We start from the raw sequence: 19,162 nt of genomic DNA, 5'->3' as shown, positions 1-19,162 counted from the left end.
GGCGGCCGCGCTGCTCACGCTCAGCGCCTGCGGCGGAGGGAGCGGCAGCGCCGCCGCGCCTGCTGGGGCGGCCTCCACCGCCTCCGCGCCCGCCGCGGCGCCGTCCGGGGCGACCGGCACGCTGCAGCAGGAGCAGGCGAAGGTCGACGCCGCGCAGTCCGCGGCCGCAGCAGCGGATTCGGACGCGGCGAGCGACCCGAACGGATGACCGCGAGGGCCTGAAAAGGCCGGGCCCGAACGTGTGAGGCTATGTCAGGCTGCGCTGCATGGCCTCCCCGTCCCCGTCCCCGTCCTCCTCCCCGTCCCCGTCCGCGCCGTCGTCGGCCGCGCCTGCCGCTTCGGCGGTCCGTGAGTCGTTGCCGCGGCAGCTCGCTCGGACGCGGCGCCTCACCCTCGGCGCGCCGGACCGTCTCAGCGTGACCGCCGACGGCGCGACCGTGCTGTTCCTGCGCGGTCGTCACGGCGCGGACCCGCGGACCTGCCTGTGGGCCCGTGAGCTCGCCACCGGGGAGGAACGCGTCGTCGCGGACGGAGTCGACAGTCCCGTCACCGCCTACGAGACGGACGCCACCGGCCGCCGTGTCGCGTTCGTGCGGGCGGGGCGGCTGTGGGTCGCCGACCTCGGGACGGGCGGCCCGTCCGCGCCGGACGTCGTACGGCCCGTGGCAGGCGCGGCCGAGCCCGTGGCCGATCCGCGGCCGGATCCGACGGGCCGACGCATCGCCTACCTGAGCGGGCGCGCACTGCGGGTCGTCGACGTGGCCGAAGTTGCCGAAGACGCGGGCGACGTGCGCGGGGGCGGGGACCGCGCGGTCGCCGAGCCGGGGCCCCAGGACGGGCCGGAGGTGTTCTTCGGCGCCCCCGAGCACGTCGCCCGGGAGTCGATGCTCCGGGACCGGGGCTTCTGGTGGTCGCCGGACGGCGAGCGGCTGCTCGTGGCCCGGGTCGACGAGGAGCCGGTCTCGGTCTGGTACGTCGCCGACCCGGCCGACCCGGCCGTGCGGCCGCGCGCGGTCCGGTACCCGTCCGTCGGCACCGCCAACGCGGACGTCCGGCTCGGGATCGTGGACGCGACCCGCCCGGAGCGCCCCGGGCCGGAACGCCACGGCCCCGAGCGCCATAGCCCGGAGCAGCCCCGGCCGGAGGCCGGGGGCGGCTGGACCGAGGTGGTCTGGGATCGCGCCGCCTTCGAGTACCTGACCGGCGCCGGGTGGGACGAGCACGGCCCGTACGCCTGCGTGCAGAGCCGGGACCAGCGGACCGTCCACGTCCTCGCCGTCGACCCGGCTGACGGTGCGACCGAGCTGCTGGCCGAGCAGCGGGACGAGGCATGGGTGCAACTGGTGTGGGGGCTTCCGGTCCGCACCGCCTCGGGCGCGCTGCTGACACATCGGGACCTCGGCGACACCCGGCACCTGGCCGCCGACGGCGAGCCGCTGACGCCGCCCGGCCTGAATCTGCGCGAGGTGCTCGGCGTCGACGGCGACGAGGTCCTGTTCACCGCCACTCCCGACAGCGACCCGTTCTCGATCCACCTCTGGCGCGTGAGCGTCCCGGGCGGCAAGCCGGAGCAGCTCAGCGACGGGCCCGGCGTCCACAGCGGGGTGCAGCGCGGCGGCACGCTCGTCCGACCGGGCGATGTCGCCGACCTCTCCGAGACGCCGGTCGTGCCGCTGCGCCGGATGCTGCACCGCGTCGGGGAGCGGCGCCTGTGCACGGCCGTGCACCTGCCGTCGTGGCACACGCCGGGCACCCGGCTGCCGGTCCTGCTCGACCCCTACGCCGGGCCGGCGATGCAGCGGGTCACCGCGGGCGGGGGCTGGGCGGCGCACCTGTCGCAGTGGTTCGCCGAGCAGGGCTTCGTCGTGCTGGTCGTCGACGGCGTGGGCACGCCCGGCCGAGGGCCGCGCTGGGAGCGCGAGGTGCACGGCGACGTCTTCGCGGGCCCGCTGCGCGACCAGATCGACGCGCTGCACGCCGTCGCGCGGAGCCACCCCGAGTACGGGCTGGACCTGGACCGGGTCGCGATCCGCGGCTGGTCCTACAGCGGCTCGCTGGCCGAGGTCGCGGTGCTGCGCCGCCCTGACGTCTTCCACGCGGCGGTCGCCGGCGCGGGCGTGACCGACCAGACGCTCTACGACACGCACTGGCGCGAGCGCTTCCTCGGCCACCCGGAGAGCTCACCCGAGGCCTACGCCGCCTGCGACATCCTCCGTGACGCGCCGAAGCTGCGCCGCCCGCTGCTGCTGATGCACGGCCTGGGCGACGACAACGTCTTCCCGGTCAGCACGCTGCGGCTCTCCCAGGCCCTGCTGGCGGCCGGTCGGCCGCACGAGGTCCTGCCGCTGAGCGGTGCGGGGCACCGGGTGACGCAGGAGGCCGTCGCCGAGAACCTGATCCTGCACCAGCTGGACTTCCTGCGGCGGGCGCTGCGGCTGGACGACGGAGCGGATCGCGCAGAGGACCGCACGGGGGAGTGATCAGACGCCGGTGATGGTGGTCAGCAGGACGACGGCGTCGCTCAGGGCCATCAGGTCGTGCCGCTCCTGCGGCACCTCGGCGAGCTCGCCGGCGGCGAGGGAGACCATCCCGCCGGACTCCGTGCTGATCTGCACGCTCCCGGCCAGCACCAGCACACTGGCCGCGTGCGGGGACTCGTGCTCACCCATGACGGACCCCTGGGTCAGCGCGATGAGGGACTGGCGCAGCATGTTCAGGTGCAGCAGCAGGCGCGCGGCCCGCCCGTTGGGCGACTGCCGCGCCTGCTCGAGCTGGCCGCGGGCGACGAGGGTGAGTTCGTCCATGGGATCAGTGTGGGGTCGCCGCCTGCGGTCCGCACGGCGAGCCGCGCTCCGCCGGGGGCGCTGCGCGCCCGGCCCGTCAGCGGGCGTCCATGCCTGGCGGTCCCCTGTGCCCGGCCCGTCAGGGGGCGTCCACGCCGGGGCCGCCCGCACCCGGCGCGTGGACGGCCCCGGACGTTCGGCCGGTCTCCCGGGCGCGAGCCGCCCGCGCCCGGTGCGAGGAGCCCCGGACCCTCGGCCGGTCTCCCGGCCGGCCTCCTAGGCGGTCTCCCGGGCGGATTGTCGGGCCCGCGCCGGCGGGCAGCTCCGGGCCCCAGCGCCGGACCGTGCCGCGGAAAACCACATGCCCGGGTTCTCCCGGTCGGGCGAGAATGGTGCATGACCACCGCCGCAGCCGCGCCGGAGTGCGCGCATGCCGTCGTCCACACGCCCGTCGAGTCGCTCGCGGTCGTGGTGGAGCGACGCGTCGCGGCCGCGCTGGGTGGGGCGGAGCCCCTGCTGCGGCGGAGTGAGCGGGCGGACTTCCAGGCCAACGGCGTGCTGCCGCTGGCCCGGGCGCGGGGGACGAACGCGGCCGCGCTCGCGGCCGACGTCGCCGCGCAGGTCGGGGAGCTGGACGCGGTCGCGCACTGCGCGGTCTCGGGGCCGGGGTTCCTCAACATCGACATCGCCGACCGGGCGCTGCTGGAGAACCTGGCCGCGCGGGCGGCCGATCCCCGGCTCGGGGTGCCGCTGGTGCAGACGCCCGGGGTGACGGTGGTCGACTACAGCTCGCCCAACGTCGCCAAGGAGATGCACGTCGGCCATCTGCGGTCGACCGTGATCGGCGACGCCCTGGCCCGGGTCCTCGCGTTCACCGGGGAGACGGTGATCCGGCGGAACCACGTCGGGGACTGGGGCACGTCCTTCGGCATGCTCATCGAGCAGCTCTTCGAGGAGGGCGGCACCCCGCAGGACATCGACGCGCTCGGTGCGGCCTACCGGCGGGCGCGGGCGCGGTTCGACGCCGAGTCGGACTTCGCCGAGCGGGCGCGGCTCCGGGTCGTCGCGCTCCAGGCGGGCGACGAGTGGACGCTGGCGGCGTGGCGGGAGCTGGTGGAGGTCTCGCAGCGGCACTTCCAGGAGATCTACGCCCAGCTGGGGATCCTGCTCAAGGAGTCCGACGCGGTCGGGGAGAGCCACTACAACCCGTTGCTGCCGCAGGTCTGCGCGGACCTGGAGGCGGCGGGCATCGCCGTTGAGTCGGAGGGGGCGCTCTGCGTCTTCCCCGACGCCGCCGCGGAAGACGGGCAGGACGGCGGCGCGCCGCTCATCGTGCGGAAGGGCGACGGCGGCTACGGCTACGCGGCCACGGACCTGGCGGCGATCCGGGAGCGGGTCGGCGGGCTGGGGGCGCGGCGGCTGCTGTATCTGGTGGACGCGCGGCAGGCGCGGCACTTCGCGCAGGTCTTCGCGGCGGCGCGGCGGGCGGGCTGGCTGCCGGAGGGGGTCACCGCGCGGCATCTCCCCTTCGGCATGGTGCTCGGACCGGACGGGCGGCCGTTCCGGACCCGGTCGGGTGACACCGTCGCGTTGCAGGAACTGCTCGATCAGGCGACGGCGAAGGCGGCGGAGATCGTCGCGGCCAAGAACCCCGGACTGAGCACGGAGGAGCTGGCGACCCGGGCGCGGCAGGTCGGCATGGGGGCGCTCAGGTACGCGGACCTGTCCAACAACCGGATCAAGGACTACGTCTTCGACCCGGACCGGATGCTGTCGCTCACGGGGGACACGGCCACCTACCTCCAGTACGCCCACGCCCGGATGCGGTCGGTGCTGCGGAAGGCCGGCGAGGCCGGCGAGACGGGTGAGCGGGCCGCGGCGGCGCCCGGAGTGCCGTTGCAGCCCGCCGAGCGGGCGCTCGGGCTGCTGCTGGACGAGTTCGGCGCCGCGGTGGCCGCAGTGGCGGAGACCTGTGAGCCGCACCGGCTCTGCGCCTACCTGCACGCGCTGGCCACGGCGTTCTCGGCGTTCTGGGAGCGCTGCCCGGTGCTGAAGGCCGAGGACGAGGCGGTGCGGCGGAACCGGCTGCTGCTGTGCGCGCTCAGCGCGCGGACGCTGGAGCTCGGGATGGGCCTGCTGGGGATCGAGGCACCACCCCGGTTGTAGCGATCCGCAGGCGCCTGGGGATAACGCCATCCCTCTTGGCAGGAAAGGAGATTCGGCTCGCTGGGCGATAGCGGCACGCTGCACCGCATGCCGTCAAGCAGATATGTCGATGTGTCAGTAACGTTGCTGACAAGGCAAGTTGGGCAAGCCTATGAGGATCCTGTCAGTGCGCCGTCAGAGCGTCCCGGCTTGCCGCGGGGCGGCCGGGGGGCTCGGGCGGCCGGAGAGTTATCCACAGGGTCCGGGCCTTCCGCCCCCGCTTCTGTGGATAACATCGGCCGCCTACTCCGTGAGGATGACTTTTCCCTCATCCGGGCCTAGGGCCGATCACGACCATGGGCTGATGAACCTCATACCTGTGCAGGCTACGGTGCAGATGTGTTGACCCACCTGCTCGCAGCGGTGAACCCGATGAACGGGTCCTCGCTGCTGTCCGCGTTCGGCGCGCTCGCCGTGCTGGTCGTGACCTTCGCCGAATCAGGCCTGCTGATCGTCGGCTTCTTCCTGCCCGGGGACACCTTGCTGTTCCCCGCCGGCGTCCTGTGCGCGGCGCCCGCCGCCCACGGGGGCACGAGCCTGGCGCTGTGGCAGGTGCTCCTCGGGGCGGCGGTGGGCACGTGCCTGGGCAGTCAGCTCGGCTTCCTCATCGGCCGCCGCGGCGGCGGGGCCATGCTCGCGCGCTCCAGGAGCGCGCGCCTGAAGACCACGGTGGCCCAGGGCGAGGAGCTGCTGGCCAGGTACGGGCAGCGCAAAGCGATCTTCATCGGGCGGTTCATCCCGCTGGTCCGCACGGTTCTCGGCCCGGTCGCCGGCGTCCTGCAGGTCCCGACGCGGACGTTCACGGTGTGGCAGGTCGCGGGTGGCGTCGTCTGGTCGCAGTCGCTGGTCCTGCTCGGATACTGGCTCGGCGCGGCGGTCCCGGGCGTGGACAACTACCTGCTGCCGCTGGTGGCCCTGGTGGTGGTCCTGTCGTTCCTGCCGGTGCTGATCGAGCGCCGCCGCAGGCGCTGACGGCCCACGCCGACCTGGACGGCCTGACGAAGGCCGCTACAGCGCGGCGACCAGCGCCCAGCCGGCGGCCGCGGCGGCGAGGCCGGCCGCGAGCGAACCGAGCACGTTGAGGGCGGCGAAGCGCATCGCGCCGCTGTTGAGCAGCCGCACCGTCTCGTAGCCGAAGGTCGAGAAGGTCGTCAGGCCGCCGCAGACGCCCGTGCCGACGAACAGGGACACGTCGGTCGGCCAGCCCTGCCGGGCCACCCCTGCGGCGATCAGGCCCAGGATGAAGGATCCGACGACATTGACCGTGAAGGTGCCCCACGGGTAGAGGCTGTCGTGCCGCGACTGCACGGCGCGGTCGGTGAGGTAGCGCAGCGGGGCGCCCAGCATGCCGCCCACGAAGACCAGCAGGACCGCCATCAGGTCACGACCTCCACGCGGTCCAGGGTGATCAGGCCGTTGCCCTCGCCGAGCACCTCGCGCACCTCGGGGACGAAGGCCCGCACCCGGGCCTCCTCGTCGACCACCACGACCGCGATCGGCAGGTCCTCGGCGAGGTCCAGCAGGCGTGTGGTGTGGACGCGGCCGTGACGGCCGTAGCCCTCGATGCCGCGGAAGACGCCCGCGCCCGCGAGGCCGGCCACGTGGGCGCGGTGGACGATCTCGGAGTAGACCGGACGGTGGTGCCACCGCGCGCTCTCCCGCACGTAGACGGTCATCCGGAGCCGGACACCGGGTTCCGACGTCATCAGCGCTGTCCCTCCGAACTCGGCACGGGCTCCGGTTCCGCGACCGCCACGGCGCGGCGCCGGCCGCGCGGCAGGGTGCGGGCCAGGGCCGCGCCGCCGAACACGGCGAGGAGCCCGAGCACGACGCTCGCCAGCAGGTACAGCCCGGCCGTGCCGAGATGACCGCCGCCGAGCAGCCCGCGGGTCTCCACCATCGCCGTGGAGAACGTGGTGAAGCCGCCGCAGACGCCGACGCCGAGGAAGGGGCGGCGGTAGCGCGAGGGCGGCCAGACCTCCAGGACCAGGTACATGAGCCCGCCCAGTACGGCGCAGCCGACCACGTTGGTGATCAGCGTCGCCCACGGGAAGCCGCCCGCGGGCGTCGGGATCGCGCGGGCCAGGCCGTAACGGGCGATGCTGCCGATCCCGCCGCCGACCGCGATGACCGCCACGACGTCGAGATCCCACCGCGCGGCCTTGGAGCCGCCTCGCCCGTCCCCGCTCACGTCACTCCTCGTCCCTGCTCACGCGACAAGCGTATCCGTGCGGGTCAGGGCGCCGAGTTCGCGACCTTCGGGCTCAGGGCGTAGGCGCGGGTCGGGGTCATGCCGCCGTATCCCGGCAGGGAGACGGTGTCGAAGGTGCTGACCTGAGCGCAGCTGGACTCGTTGGCGGTCTGGGCGTGCGAGTCGGTCAGCGCCGCCTTGGTGTTGGCGGGCGCCGGCACCGCGCTGCCGCCGGGGAAGGTGGTGCCGGAGGTCCAGTCGGCCCCGATCAGCAGCACGATCGAGCTGCTGACGCTGCTCTGCTTGACCGCCGTGGACTTGAGGCCCAGGTCCTTGGCGACGGCTTGCGCCTCGGCGGACTTGCCGGCCGGATAGGTGAGGGTCGTGGTGGCCGCGGAGGGGCCGCTGAGGGCGACGGTGTTCTGGCTGAAGCCGTCACCGATCAGCTTCTGGCTCAGCGCGCTGGCCCGGCCGGTGACGCCGGTGCCGTTCTCGACCTTCACCGCCACGTCCGCCTTGTTGACCGGGCTCGCGGTCGCGGAGGGGGAGGCCCCGCTCTTGCTCTTGATCTCGGTGAGCGACTGGTCGTTGGCTATCGAGTCGAAGAGCGACTGCGCGCCGGGGCCGGTGATCAGACGGGCGTTGTTCGCCGGGTCGGGCAGCGTCTGCATGGTCAGGAAGGTGATGTTGTTCATCGAGATGCCGCTCAGCTCCTCGCCGAGACCGGCGAGTTTGAAGACGCTGTTCAGGCTGGTGTCGACGGTCAGTGCCTTGGTCGCGGCCTGGGCGAGGCTGTACATCGCGGGGATGTCGGTCAGCGTCCCGGCGCTCTTCATCTTCTTGACCATGTTCGAGATGAACAGGTGCTGCGCGTAGGTGCGGCCGAGGTCGCCGCCGTCGCCGAAGCCGTGGCGGGTCCGGACGAACTCCAGAGCCGAGACGCCCTTGAGGGTGTGCGTGCCGGCGGACAGCTTCAGGTGCGAGTACGGGTCGTAGACGTTCTTGTCCACGCAGATGTTCACGCCGCCCACGGCGTCCGACATGGCGACCACGCCGCTGAAGTCGACCGTCATGAAGTGGTCGATGTGGATCCCGGTCAGCTGCTGGACCGCCGCGACGCTGCAGCCGGGGCCCCAGTTCAGCGCCGCGTTGATCATGTCGGTGTGGGCGGGCTGGGTCGGCGAGCCCTTGACCGAGTCGCACTTGGGGATGGTGGCTTCGAGGTCGCGCGGGATGCTCATCACCGTCGCGTTGGAGCGGTCGGCGGAGACGTGCAGCACCATCTCGACGTCGGCGCGGGCGCCGGGGCTGCCGCAGTCGCCGCCGAGGTTGCAGTCCGCCTGGTTGTCGCGCGCGTCGGAGCCGATCAGCAGGATGTTGATCGGGCTGCGCCCGAAGGCGTCGACCTTCTCCTTGGTGTTGCAGGTGGAGCCGGAGCAGAGGTCGGACGAGGTGATGTTGCTGTCCAGCGAGTGCACGACGTAGTAGGTGCCGGCGGCGCCGATCACCGCGAGGGAGAGCACGATCGCACCGGCGATCTTGAGGCCCTTGTGCTTGGTGCCGCCGGATTTCCTCCGGCCGCGTCGTGCCGCCGCGCGACCGCCGACGGCGGTGGAGCCGCGCGAGCCGTGCGAGCCGTGTGAACCGTGCGAGCCGCCGGTGCCGTCCGGGGCCCCGGCGCCGTCGGCTGTCGAGGAGCCTGCCCGGCGTCGGCCCTGGCCTGCGGCGCGGTTTGCGGTCACGGTCACATCCTCTGCGGCGAGCTTCGGTTCACCCTGACGGGGCGGGCACTGTAGCAATCCCGGCTGGGCGATCCCTGGGAGGCGGGTTCGACTCCCGTTTTGATGGGTATAGGGGGCGACTCTGCCACAGCTCTGATCACAAATGGAACGACGGGGGTCACATCCATACCTGATCACTGTGCGGGGGCTGCCTCTCACACCCCTGGCCAGTGCAAACACGTGCCGCACGTGTACGTAGAGGTCCTGTGCACTTCCTCTGCGTGCATTGACGCTCCTGCTGACACCCCACGAAGATGGGTGGTCGTTGTCACAGAAGGGCGCTGCGCACCGTGATAGTGATCGACGCCGTGACCAAGCGGTATCCCGACGGGACCACCGCGGTCGACCGGCTCACTCTCGAGATCCCCGACGGCTCGATCACGGTCCTGGTGGGCCTTTCCGGCTGCGGCAAGACCACCACCCTGCGGATGATCAACCGCATGGTCGAGCCCACCGAGGGCCGGATCCTGCTGGACGGCGCGGACGTGCGCGAAGCCCCCGTCAACGCGCTGCGGCGGTCCATGGGTTACGTCATCCAGCACGCCGGGCTCTTCCCGCACCGGACCGTGATCGACAACATCGCCACCGTCCCGCGCCTGCTCGGCTGGGACAAGCACCGGGCGCGCGAACGGGCGCGGGAGCTGATGGAACGCGTCGGCCTCGACGCCTCGTTCGCCGGGCGCTACCCCTACCAGCTCTCCGGCGGCCAGCAGCAGCGCGTCGGCGTCGCCCGCGCCCTGGCCGCCGACCCGCCGGTGTTGCTGATGGACGAGCCCTTCTCCGCCGTCGACCCGATCGTGCGCAAGGGCCTCCAGGACGAACTGCTGCGCATCCAGGCCGACCTGGGCAAGACCGTCGTCTTCGTCACCCACGACATCGACGAGGCGATCAAGCTCGGCGACATGGTCGCCGTGCTGCGCGAGGGCGGGCGCCTGGCCCAGTACGCGCCGCCCGCGCGACTGCTCTCCGCGCCCGCCGACGCGTTCGTCGAGGACTTCCTCGGCGTCGACCGCGGCATCCGCCACCTCTCCTTCTTCGGCACCGAGGGGCTGGAGCTGACCGCCGAGCCGATCGTCACCGAGGACGCCACGGCCGAGCAGGTCCGCGCCGCCACCCTGCCGGAGATCCCCTACGTGCTGGTCACCGACGCCGAGGGCCGCCCGCGCGGCTGGGCCGACGCGCTGGACCGCGCCACCGGCGGCGACGGCGAACTGCTGCCCTACGGCCACGCGTTCACCGTCGGCCGCGACTCGCTGCGGGCGGCGCTCGACGCCGCGGTGCTGTCGCCCACGGGTTGGGCCGTCGCCGTCGACGAGCAGGGCCGCGCCGTCGGGGTCGCCGCCCAGGAGGCCGTCGCCGCCGCGATCCGCAGCGCTCACACGGCGGGCGTGCTGCGGTGAGCCACGGAGGATTCTTCGAGGTCCCGAGCGACCTGCAGAACACCTGGTGGGGCCTGGTCAGCTGGCAGCTCCAGCTGACGCTCGTCCCGGTCCTGTGCGGGCTCGTGATCGCGCTGCCGATCGCCCTGCTCTGCCGTCGCTTCGGCTGGATCTACCCGCCGGTGCTGGGCGTCGCCACCGTCTTCTACGCGGTTCCCTCGCTGGCCCTCTTCGTCTTCCTGATCGACTGGTTCGGCGAGAGCGACCTCACCGTCGAGATCCCGCTGACCCTCTACACCCTGGTCGTGCTCGTGCCGGCCATCGTCGACGGCATGCGCTCGGTCTCCGCGGAGACCCGCGCGGCTGCGGAGGCCATGGGCTTCGGCACGCTGCGCCGCTACGTCCAGGTGGAGCTCCCGATCGCCGTCCCCGCCGTCTTCGCGGGCCTGCGCGTCGCCACCGTCTCCAGCGTCAGCCTGGTCAGCGTCGGCATGCTGATCGGCAACGAGGGCGCGCTCGGCAACCTGCTCTCCGACGCCCTCAACTACCACCGCCCGCTGCTGGCCTGGGACGCGGTGATCTCCATCGCCGTCATCGGCGTGCTGCTGGACGCCCTGCTCGTGCTGGCCCGGCGGCTGCTGACGCCCTGGGCGAGGAAGGCCACGGCCAAGTGAACATCTTCGGCTTCGCCCAGCAGTTCTTCGACGCCCCGGGCCGCTGGTCCGGCGCGGACGGCATTCCCACGCGCCTGCTGGAGCACGTCCAGTACAGCGCGCTGGCGCTGCTGATCGCCCTGGTGATCGCGTTGCCCGTCGGCCTGGTCACCGGTCACACCGGGCGCGGCGGCAACGCCCTGGCCGTGCTGGCCACCGCGGCCCGCGCACTGCCCTCCTTCGGCCTGCTGGTCCTGCTCACCATCCTGATGGGCCTCGGCCTGACCCCCGTGATGGTCCCCCTGGTCGCCCTCGCGGTCCCGCCGATCCTGGTCACCACGTACGAGGCGATGCGCGGCGTCGACCCGTCCCTGGTCGACGCCGCGCGCGGGATGGGCCTGCCGTGGTGGCGCGTCCTCGGGCAGGTGGAGCTGCCGGTGGCACTGCCCCTGATCCTGAGCGGGATCCGCTCGGGCGCCATCCAGATCGTCTCCACCGCCACGATCGCCGCCTACGTCTCCTTCGGCGGCCTCGGCCGTTACATCGTCGACGGCCTCAGCCAGGTGGACTACGCGAAGGTCGTCGGCGGCGCCGTGCTGGTCGCGGCGCTCGCGCTGGCCACGCTGGGGTTCTTCTGGCTGCTGGGCAGGGTGCTGGTGTCGCCGGGCGTGCGCAGGAGCAGGTGAGGCCGGCCGCGCCCCCGGCGTGCCGCGGCTGCTCCTCCTCCACTCCTTCCCGCTCTACTCCTCCTCGGCGCGCTGGAGGGCCAGTTCGAGCACGACCAGCAACGCGTCGCGGACACTGCCGCGCTCCCGCGCGTCGAACATGACCAGCGGCACCGAGTCCGGGATGTCGAGCGCCCAGCGGACCTCGTCGAGGTCGTGGTCGAGGTTGCCGTCGAAGACGTTGATGCCGACGGCGAACGGCAGTCCCTTGTTCTCGAAGTAGTCGACCGCCGCGAAGCAGTCGTCCAGGCGGCGGGTGTCGACGATCACCAGGCCGCCGAGCGCGCCGGCGACCAGGTCGTCCCACATGAACCCGAAGCGGTCCTGGCCGGGCGTGCCGAACAGGTACAGCTTCAGGGTCGGGTCGAGCGTGATGACGCCGAAGTCCATCGCCACGGTGGTGGTGGTCTTGTGCGGAGTGTGCGTCAGGTCGTCGACGCCCGCGGCGACCTCCGTGATGGCCGCCTCCGTGGTCAGCGGTTCGATCTCGGAGATGGAGGCGACGGTCGTGGTCTTGCCCACGCCGAAGCCGCCCGCGATGACCATCTTGACCGGCAGCGGCGGGCGGCCCGCACCGGACGCGGAGGGGTTAGGCAGGGCGGTTGTTGTCACGCGTGAGACCTCGCGAGTCGGGGACGGCGCGGAGCCCGTCGATCACCCGTCGCAGGACGGAGAGGTCGTGGGCGGCGTCGGCCTGGGGAGCGTGGACGGTCAGGTGTCCGGCGGAGCGCAGATCACCGGCGAGGACCCGCACCACGTTGAGGTGCAGGTGCAGCCGGGCCGCGAGTTCCGCGAGCGACAGCGGTTCGCGGCAGGCCGCGACGATGTCGTGCTGTTCGAAGGTGAGGGCGGGCAGGGCGTCGAGACCCGCCGTCGTGGTGATGACCTGGGTCTCCAGCGGCAGCCGGTCCGTGTCGCTCACCCGCCCCGCGGTGACGAGGAACGGCCGGACCGAGAGGCTGCGCCGGACCGGTTCGCCGACGGGGCCCGCTGCGGGACCGGACCCGGGACCCGGCCCGGGTGCGGACGCGGGCGCGGGTGCGGCCGGGGACGCGACCCCGGCCGGGGGCTCGTCCTCCTCCGGCGGGGCGACGTACGGCCGCAGCGCGCGCACGACCGCCTCGGCGCGTCTTCCGGAGACGTCGTCGGAGCCGCTCACGCGCCCACGCCGTTCTTCAACTCCATGATCAGCTGCGGGCTCAGCGCCGCACCGGCGCGGTTGGCGAACAGCGTCATCTCGTAGGCGATGTTGCCCAGCTTGGCCTCCTTGGAGGCCACCACACCGAGTACGCAGCCGTTGCCGATCGAGGAGACCAGCAGGTGGCCGCCCTCCAGATCGATGATGACCTTGTTCAGCCCGCCCAGGCCGTAGTTGCCCGAGGCCCCCGCCGCCAGGCTGGTGATGCCGGAGACGATCGCCGCCAGCCGCTCGGAGTCGGCGTGGTCGCGCAGCCGGGAGACGGCGATGAGCAGGCCGTCGGAGGAGACGGCGATGGCGTCGACGACGCCGGCGGTCTCGCCGGCGAAGCGGCCCAGCAGCCAGGTGAAGTCCGCCGCGGCGCCTTGCAGGTCCTGCACGGTGGGATCGGTCGTCACTGTCCCACTCCTTCCGTTCTCTCGGGGGTGCTGGTGGTGCTGGTGGAGCTGGTCGTGCTGGTCGTGCTGGTGGAACCGGGACTGCTGTCGCGCTCGGCGCGACTGACCGCGGCTTCGAACTCCTCCAGGGCGGAGCGCACTTCGTCCGGATCCGCGGGCCGCGCCGCGAAGTGGACGGCGCCGCTGTTGCCTTCGCGCAGGGTCGCCCCGCGGACGCGCCGCCGCAACCCTCCCGACGGCTGGGAGCTCGCGTCCGCGAGGGCCGGGGTCGCCTCCGGCGCCGGAACCGCCGCCTTCGCGCGCACGGGGAGGGCCGTCGTGGCCGTGGCCGTGGCCGTGGCCTTGACCCTGGCCGTGGGCGCCGCCGCGGGCGCGAGCGCAGGCACGGTGACGGCGGACCAGGTGAGCCCGGCGAGCGTCGCGCCCGGGGCGACCAGGTCGGCGGGCAGGGCGACGTCGCAGGTCACACCGCCGCCGGGGGTGCGCGACAGGGTGACCCGAAGATCCCAGCGCCGGGCGAGCACGCCGACGACGAAGAGGCCGAGCACCCTGGTAGGGGCCAGGTCCAGGCGTTCGCGACGGACCAGCCGGGCGTTCTCCTCGACGAGCCGCTCCGCGCTCATGCCCAGGCCGTGGTCGACGATCTCCAGCACCGCCTGCCCGTGGCGTTCCCGCAGGGTGACGGCGACCTCGCTGTGCGCGGGGGAGAAGGAGACCGCGTTCTCCAGCAGCTCGGCGAGCACCAGCACGAGGTCGTTGACGAGGTCCGGCGACACCGTCGCGTCGACCTCGGCGAGCAGTCGGACCCGCTCGAAGCCCTCGATCTGGCCCAGGGCGGCACGCACGACGTGGCTCAACTCAGCAGGTCGGCCGTCAAGTTCGGTGTCGCGCAGACCCGCCAGCAGCATCAGCGAGTCGGCGTTGCGCTGGAGGCGCACCGCGATGTGGTCGATCCGGTAGAGCTGGTCGAGCAGGTCGGGGTCGGTCTCGCCGCGCTCGACCCCGTCGATCAGCGCGAGCTGCCGTCCGGTCAGGTTGGCGACGCGGCGGCCGATGTTGCCGAACATCTCCGCGATGTTGCGGCGGCTCTGCGCCTGTCGCTCCAGCAGCGCGCCGGCGGTGGCCTGCACCTGGTTGAACGCCATGGCCAGCGCGCCGATCTCGTCGTCCGCGAGGACCGGCAGGTCCTCCAGCTGCGGCGGGCCGTCGGCGGCGGGGGTGTCTTCGTCGGCGACGCGCGCCAACTCCTGCGCGGAGAGCTCGGAGACGCGCCGCGCCGCCTCGGTCACCTGCTGCAGCGGGCCGACGATCGAGCGGCGGATCAGCGTCAGCAGCAGCACCCAGCCGAGGAACAGGACGACGGCCAGGACCAGCAGCAGGCTGGCGCGCCACCAGGAACGGGTCGAGTCCTGCCGGGCCTCGGCGGCGATCTGCGGGATCAGCCGGTTGATGACGGAGGACCGCAGCCTGGACTCGCGGACCGCCGCCGGCTCCAGCGCCTGCGCCGCCTTGCCCGCCGCGCGGAGCTGGGCCTGGGTGGGGTGGACGACGCCCGAGATCGTCTGCGCCAGGTCGCTGAGGGTCGACTCGAGCTGGAGCTCGTCGGGGCCGAAGTCGATCTCGTAGAGGGCGCTGGAGCGGTCCGCCGGTGCGACCGCGGCGAAGCGGGCCTGCTGGGCCTTGTAGAGCTGGAAGCTGCTCTCCGCCATGCCGAACTGCACGGTGGCGTCGGAGTCCCTGGTGAGCGCCGAGACCACGGACGTCTCGAACTCCGCGTGGGCCGAGTCGGCCCGGAGCAGCACGTCGAGCTGGTCGGCGAGGCGGGTGGTGCTCTGGTTGTGCTGCTGTGCGGTGAGGCCGAGGCCGTCGATCAGGTCCTCGGAGACGTCGCCGTAGGCGGCGTCGATGTTCTCGGTCGGCAGGAGGCCGGAGGCGACCGCCTCGCGGGCCAGGCCGAGGCCGTACGGCCCCAGTCGCTGCAGCGCGGTGTCCAGCTCCGCCGGCATCGCGTCGCCGAAGGCCCGCCGCATGGCGGCGGCCTGGGCGTCCGTGGCGTGTTGCGCGGCCAGGTAGGCGGTCCGCTCGGCCGGGTTCTTGCCGCCGCCTCCGGGGGCGATCCAGTAGCTCTCGTAGTAGAGGATCGCCTGCGCCTGCTCCTGCTGGATGTCGTCGACGAGCCGGGCGACGGTCGCGCTGTTGCCGAGCAGGCCGGCCTCGACCGCCGCGGACTGGGCCTGGCTGACCTGACCCGTCATGGCCACGGCGCCGAGCAGGGTGATCACGACGAGCGGGGCGGCGATCAGCGTGTTGAGCTTGCGCCGGAACGGCAGCCGGGCGAGGGGTCTTCCGAGCCGGTCGGCCAAGGTGTCCAGGGAGGACAAGAGGATCTCCTAATGTCCCTGTGATTCCTGCGTGTTGACGGTGAATCCGGCGGCGGGTCGAACCTGAGCCCGCCCCCCGAACCCGTGACCGCGGCGAGACTACCGGTTGAGCGGTCCGTTTGTCAGAGGCGACTGTGAATATTGCGCGACAGCGTGGCCGTCGGACTTCCGATTTCCAGGCGGGGCGGTACACCATACGTTCGGTCCGAAGTGGTGGATCGTGACCAAATATCCGTTGACTCGTCTGCGACACAGCGGATTTGATCATCTGTAGCCTCGGGTGAACCATGCCTGAACAGCCGTACGACGACCGAGCCCGACGACCACGCACGACGACCACGATGACCGAGCCAAGCGATCACAGCAGAAGCCGGATGGGAACCGTGACCTTCTTCCTCGCCTCCCGCTCCACCCGTACCCGCGCGGCCGCCGTCGTGGTGGCCGCCGCGGCTGCCGTCGCGCTCTCCGCCTGCGGCTCGTCCAGCGGCTCCACCGCCGGAAACCCGCTGGCGCCCTCGGCGAACGCCCAGGGAGGCGTCATCACCGTCGGCAGCAACAACTTCTCCGAGAGCACGATCCTGGCCGACCTGTACGGCCACGCGCTCGCCGCCAAGGGCTTCAAGGTCAAGTACCACCCGAACATCGGCAGCCGGGAGATCTCCTACGGGCTGATGAAGAACGGCGCGGTCACCCTGATGCCGGAGTACAACGGCGCGCTGCTCAGCTATCTCGACCCGAAGGCCGTCGGGACCAGCACCGCCGACACCGACGCGAAGACCGCCGCGAAGCTGAACTCGACGCTGCAACTGCTCAACCCCTCCGCGGCCGAGGACAAGGACTCGCTGACGGTCAACGCGGCGACGGCCAAGCAGCTGAACCTGACCCCGACGTCCACCGTCAGCTCGCTGAGCAAGGTCGCCGGCTCGCTGGTCATCGGCGCCTCCCCGGAGTTCCAGACCCGCGAGCAGGGTCTGGTCGGCCTGAAGGACGCCTACGGTCTGACCTTCAAGAGCTACAAGGCGCTGGACGCCGGCGGCACGCTGACCGAGACGGCGCTCCAGAACGGCAACGTCCAGATCGCCGACATCTTCACCACCGACTCCCTGATCCAGAAGAACGGCTGGGTGACCCTGGTCGACGACAAGGGCCTGTTCGGCTTCCAGAACGTGGTGCCGCTGGCGAACAAGTCGCTGCCGGCCGGCGCCGTCAGCGTCCTCAACGACGTCTCGTCCAAGCTGACCACGGCCGGGCTGATGCAGTTGGACGCCCAGGTGGGCGCGCAGGGCGCGGACCCGGGCGCGGTCGCGGACGCCTGGCTCAAGGCCAACGGGCTCTCCTGACCGGCTGACCCTTCGTGAGAGGGGCGCGGCACCGTGCGACGGTGCCGCGCCCCTCTCGTTTCCTCCAGGCCAAGGCCTGGTGCTTCCGCGTCCGGGTCTCAGTGCCCGTCCGTGTCGCCGCCCAGGTCCTCGGTGCGGCCCTGGGCGTCGGGCTGGCTGTCCTCGACGCGGTGCAGCATCCGGTCCAGCGCGCCGGCGAGCTCCGAGCGCTCCTCGGGGCCGGCGTCCTGGAGCAGGCTCTCCTCGAAGACGGCCGCCATCCGCATGGACTCGAGCCACTTCTCGCGGCCCAGCTCGGTCAGCTCGATGTTGACGCGCACCCGGTTGCTCTCGTCCCGGCTGCGGGTGACCAGCCCGGCGGTGGCCATCCGGTCGACCCGGTGCGTCATCGCCGCCGGGGTCAGCCCGATGCGCTTGGCGAGCTCGCCCGGCCCGAGCCGGTAGGGGGCTCCGGCCACGATCAGGGCCTTGAGGACCTCCCAGTCCGCTGAGGAGATGCCGAGGTCGTTGAGGTGTCGTCCGTAGGCGACGGTCATGCGCCGGGCCAAGCGGCTGAGGGTCGAGACGATCGTCTCGACCTGCGGATCCACGTTGGGGAACTCGCGCTGGTAGACCGCGACCTGCTCGCTGATCGCGAGCTCGTGCGGCTCCTGGCGGCCGGGCTCCTGCGACGACTCTGTCATGGCAGCCAGTATCTCATGCTCAAGCCTTGCGGGATTAAAAGTTGCCATCTGAAGACTTTAGTAGTGTAGTCTTTCGGTCGATACGAAGACAGCGTCGTAAGAGGACGGCTTGAGAAGGGCGGTGTGCGAGATGGCGATCACGAGGGAGAACACGATGCGGGGGGCGCTGCGCCGCGTCCAGGTGGGGAACGCTCTGAGTGCCTTCGGCAGCGGGTTCACCCTTCCGTACATGTTCGTGTACGTGGAGCAGGTGCGCGGTCTGGGTTCGCTGACCGCGTGGCTGGTCTTCACGCTGTTCGCCGCCGCCGCGCTGGTGGTGCTGCCGCTGGGCGGTCGGGGCATCGACCGCTTCGGCCCGCGCCCGGTGCTGGTCGCCGGCGCGGTGCTGACCGCCCTCGGCGCGCTCAGCTTCGGGCTGGCCACTACCCACGCGACGATCCTGGTGGCGGCCTTCCTCTTCGGCGCGGGCGTCACCACCACCCAGCCGGCGCTGGCCACCATGGTGGTCCGCGCCTCCACCCGGTCCACCAGGGCGCACGCCTTCGCGCTGCAGTTCACCCTGGTCAACCTGGGCATGGGCATCGGCGCGATGCTCGGCGGCCAGATCGTCGACGTCTCCCGGCCGGGCAGCCTGACGCTGCTCTTCTCGATCGAGGCGCTGATGTTCCTGGTCCTCGCCGCGGTGACCGGCACCGTCCGGCTCCCGGCCGCGGCGGCCGCCCCGGACGCCACAGCCCGCAAGGCCGGCGGTTCGGACTTCCGGACGCTGCTGGGCGACCGCGCGATGGTCAAGCTCTCGATCCTGGCCGGGCTGATCTTCTTCGCCTGCTACGGCCAGTTCGAGAGCGGTGTGGCCGCGTACGCGACCAGCACCGTCGGCATCTCGCCGTCCGCGCTGGGCATCGGCCTCGGCGTGAACACCTTCGCGATCGTGCTGCTGCAGATGTTCGTCGTCCGCATCACCGCGCGCCGCCGCCGCACCACCGCGATCGCGGCGACCGGCGTCGTCTGGCTGGCGGCGTGGATCTTCGCGGGCGTCGCGGGCCTCTTCCACGGCGGCTCGTTCGCCGCCATCGGCTCGATGATGATGACGTACGCCCTCTTCGGCGTCGGCGAGGCGCTGCTCGCGCCGACCCTCGGCCCGATCGTCGCCGACCTCGCCCCGGCGCGCCTGCTCGGCACGTACAACGCGGCGTTCGCGCTGGTCAAGCAGGTGGCGATCGCGCTCGGTCCGGCGCTGGGCGTGCTCCTGGTGGGTGCCGGACTGTCGACGCTCTACCTCGTGGCGCTCGCCCTGTTCTGCGTCGCCATCACGGTCGCGGCCTGGCGGCTCCGCCGGGTCCTGCCCGCCGTCGCCGACAACGCGGCGCCGGTGCGCAGCACGGTGGTCGCAGGCTCCACGCAGACCGCGGAGCTGGCCGCCGCGGCGTGAGCCGACACAGGCG

19 protein-coding genes are annotated in these 19,162 nt (G+C 72.4%); 9 read left to right on the top strand and 10 right to left on the bottom strand.

Annotation, left to right across the window (positions count from 1 at the left end):
* Positions 1 to 208 (top strand): hypothetical protein (locus tag TR50_RS47050; protein WP_042427371.1); only part of this gene is annotated, 208 nt, incomplete at its 5' end.
* A gap of 208 nt (positions 209 to 416) precedes the next feature.
* On the top strand, positions 417 to 2,480 hold the full coding sequence (locus tag TR50_RS26980; RefSeq protein WP_236654605.1) for a S9 family peptidase: 2,064 nt from the start codon (positions 417 to 419) through the stop codon (positions 2,478 to 2,480).
* Here TR50_RS26980 and TR50_RS26975 read toward each other — a convergent pair whose 3' ends face one another.
* Positions 2,481 to 2,804: a cupin domain-containing protein gene (locus TR50_RS26975; protein ID WP_042427365.1), complete on the bottom strand. Its 324-nt coding sequence runs from the start codon at positions 2,802 to 2,804 to the stop codon at positions 2,481 to 2,483.
* Between the two features lie 375 nt (positions 2,805 to 3,179).
* Between TR50_RS26975 and argS the strand changes: the two genes are divergently transcribed.
* Together argS and TR50_RS26965 are read left to right on the top strand one after the other, a co-directional pair.
* Positions 3,180 to 4,949, top strand: a complete 1,770-nt coding sequence (argS, locus tag TR50_RS26970; RefSeq protein ID WP_042427363.1) for an arginine--tRNA ligase — start codon at positions 3,180 to 3,182, stop codon at positions 4,947 to 4,949.
* Between the two features lie 378 nt (positions 4,950 to 5,327).
* The gene (locus tag TR50_RS26965; protein ID WP_439654247.1) at positions 5,328 to 5,960 is read left to right on the top strand and encodes a DedA family protein; all 633 of its coding nucleotides are present in this window, start codon (positions 5,328 to 5,330) and stop codon (positions 5,958 to 5,960) included.
* Positions 5,961 to 5,996: 36 nt separating this feature from the next.
* On the opposite strand, the gene crcB is transcribed toward TR50_RS26965, so the two are convergent.
* From crcB to TR50_RS26945, 4 genes are read right to left on the bottom strand one after another with little or no spacing between them, the layout of a single operon-like run.
* Positions 5,997 to 6,365 carry a fluoride efflux transporter CrcB gene (gene crcB / locus TR50_RS26960; protein ID WP_042427360.1) on the bottom strand — a complete coding sequence of 123 codons (369 nt, stop codon included), beginning with the start codon at positions 6,363 to 6,365 and terminating at the stop codon, positions 5,997 to 5,999.
* Positions 6,365 to 6,694: a DUF190 domain-containing protein gene (locus TR50_RS26955; RefSeq protein ID WP_042427357.1), complete on the bottom strand. Its 330-nt coding sequence runs from the start codon at positions 6,692 to 6,694 to the stop codon at positions 6,365 to 6,367. The genes crcB and TR50_RS26955 overlap by 1 nt, the downstream gene beginning before the upstream one ends.
* Positions 6,694 to 7,179 (bottom strand): fluoride efflux transporter FluC, encoded by a 486-nt coding sequence (locus tag TR50_RS26950; protein ID WP_042427355.1) that lies wholly within the window; start codon positions 7,177 to 7,179, stop codon positions 6,694 to 6,696. The genes TR50_RS26955 and TR50_RS26950 overlap by 1 nt, the downstream gene beginning before the upstream one ends.
* A 44-nt stretch (positions 7,180 to 7,223) precedes the next feature.
* Complete coding sequence (locus TR50_RS26945) at positions 7,224 to 8,921, bottom strand: LCP family protein (RefSeq protein WP_084701049.1); 1,698 nt, start codon at positions 8,919 to 8,921, stop codon at positions 7,224 to 7,226.
* A gap of 329 nt (positions 8,922 to 9,250) precedes the next feature.
* Between TR50_RS26945 and TR50_RS26940 the strand changes: the two genes are divergently transcribed.
* Genes TR50_RS26940 through TR50_RS26930 form a run of 3 tightly spaced genes read left to right on the top strand, consistent with a single transcriptional unit; the run spans position 9,251 to position 11,678 of the window.
* Complete coding sequence (locus TR50_RS26940) at positions 9,251 to 10,360, top strand: ABC transporter ATP-binding protein (protein ID WP_169790440.1); 1,110 nt, start codon at positions 9,251 to 9,253, stop codon at positions 10,358 to 10,360.
* Complete coding sequence (locus TR50_RS26935; RefSeq protein ID WP_042427353.1) at positions 10,357 to 11,013, top strand: ABC transporter permease; 657 nt, start codon at positions 10,357 to 10,359, stop codon at positions 11,011 to 11,013. Before TR50_RS26940 ends, TR50_RS26935 begins: the two co-directional genes overlap by 4 nt.
* Complete coding sequence (locus TR50_RS26930) at positions 11,010 to 11,678, top strand: ABC transporter permease (RefSeq protein WP_042427349.1); 669 nt, start codon at positions 11,010 to 11,012, stop codon at positions 11,676 to 11,678. Before TR50_RS26935 ends, TR50_RS26930 begins: the two co-directional genes overlap by 4 nt.
* Positions 11,679 to 11,732: 54 nt before the next feature.
* On the opposite strand, the gene TR50_RS26925 is transcribed toward TR50_RS26930, so the two are convergent.
* The 4 genes from TR50_RS26925 to TR50_RS26910 are packed head-to-tail and all read right to left on the bottom strand — an operon-like array spanning position 11,733 to position 15,694.
* On the bottom strand, positions 11,733 to 12,263 hold the full coding sequence (locus TR50_RS26925; protein ID WP_084701033.1) for a GTP-binding protein: 531 nt from the start codon (positions 12,261 to 12,263) through the stop codon (positions 11,733 to 11,735).
* 43 nt (positions 12,264 to 12,306) lie between these two features.
* Positions 12,307 to 12,822 carry a DUF742 domain-containing protein gene (locus tag TR50_RS26920; protein ID WP_084701047.1) on the bottom strand — a complete coding sequence of 172 codons (516 nt, stop codon included), beginning with the start codon at positions 12,820 to 12,822 and terminating at the stop codon, positions 12,307 to 12,309.
* Between the two features lie 50 nt (positions 12,823 to 12,872).
* Entirely contained in the window at positions 12,873 to 13,313 is a 441-nt protein-coding gene (locus TR50_RS26915) for a roadblock/LC7 domain-containing protein (protein ID WP_042378987.1), read from the bottom strand.
* Positions 13,310 to 15,694, bottom strand: coding sequence for a sensor histidine kinase (locus TR50_RS26910; protein ID WP_052441355.1), 2,385 nt, complete (start codon positions 15,692 to 15,694; stop codon positions 13,310 to 13,312). The genes TR50_RS26915 and TR50_RS26910 overlap by 4 nt, the downstream gene beginning before the upstream one ends.
* 374 nt (positions 15,695 to 16,068) lie before the next feature.
* Between TR50_RS26910 and TR50_RS26905 the strand changes: the two genes are divergently transcribed.
* Complete coding sequence (locus TR50_RS26905; protein ID WP_042427340.1) at positions 16,069 to 17,034, top strand: ABC transporter substrate-binding protein; 966 nt, start codon at positions 16,069 to 16,071, stop codon at positions 17,032 to 17,034.
* 98 nt (positions 17,035 to 17,132) lie between these two features.
* Here the strand turns inward: TR50_RS26905 and TR50_RS26900 are convergent, their stop codons facing one another.
* Complete coding sequence (locus tag TR50_RS26900; RefSeq protein WP_042427337.1) at positions 17,133 to 17,717, bottom strand: MarR family winged helix-turn-helix transcriptional regulator; 585 nt, start codon at positions 17,715 to 17,717, stop codon at positions 17,133 to 17,135.
* Positions 17,718 to 17,871: 154 nt separating this feature from the next.
* Here TR50_RS26900 and TR50_RS26895 point away from each other — a divergent pair, with 154 nt between their 5' ends.
* The gene (locus TR50_RS26895; RefSeq protein WP_042427518.1) at positions 17,872 to 19,149 is read left to right on the top strand and encodes an MFS transporter; all 1,278 of its coding nucleotides are present in this window, start codon (positions 17,872 to 17,874) and stop codon (positions 19,147 to 19,149) included.
* Positions 19,150 to 19,162: the final 13 nt, after the last annotated feature.

The organism is Streptacidiphilus anmyonensis, assembly GCF_000787855.1.
In the GTDB taxonomy this organism is placed as follows: Bacteria; Actinomycetota; Actinomycetes; order Streptomycetales; family Streptomycetaceae; genus Streptacidiphilus; species Streptacidiphilus anmyonensis.
This window is presented reverse-complemented; position numbering and strand designations above follow the sequence as displayed.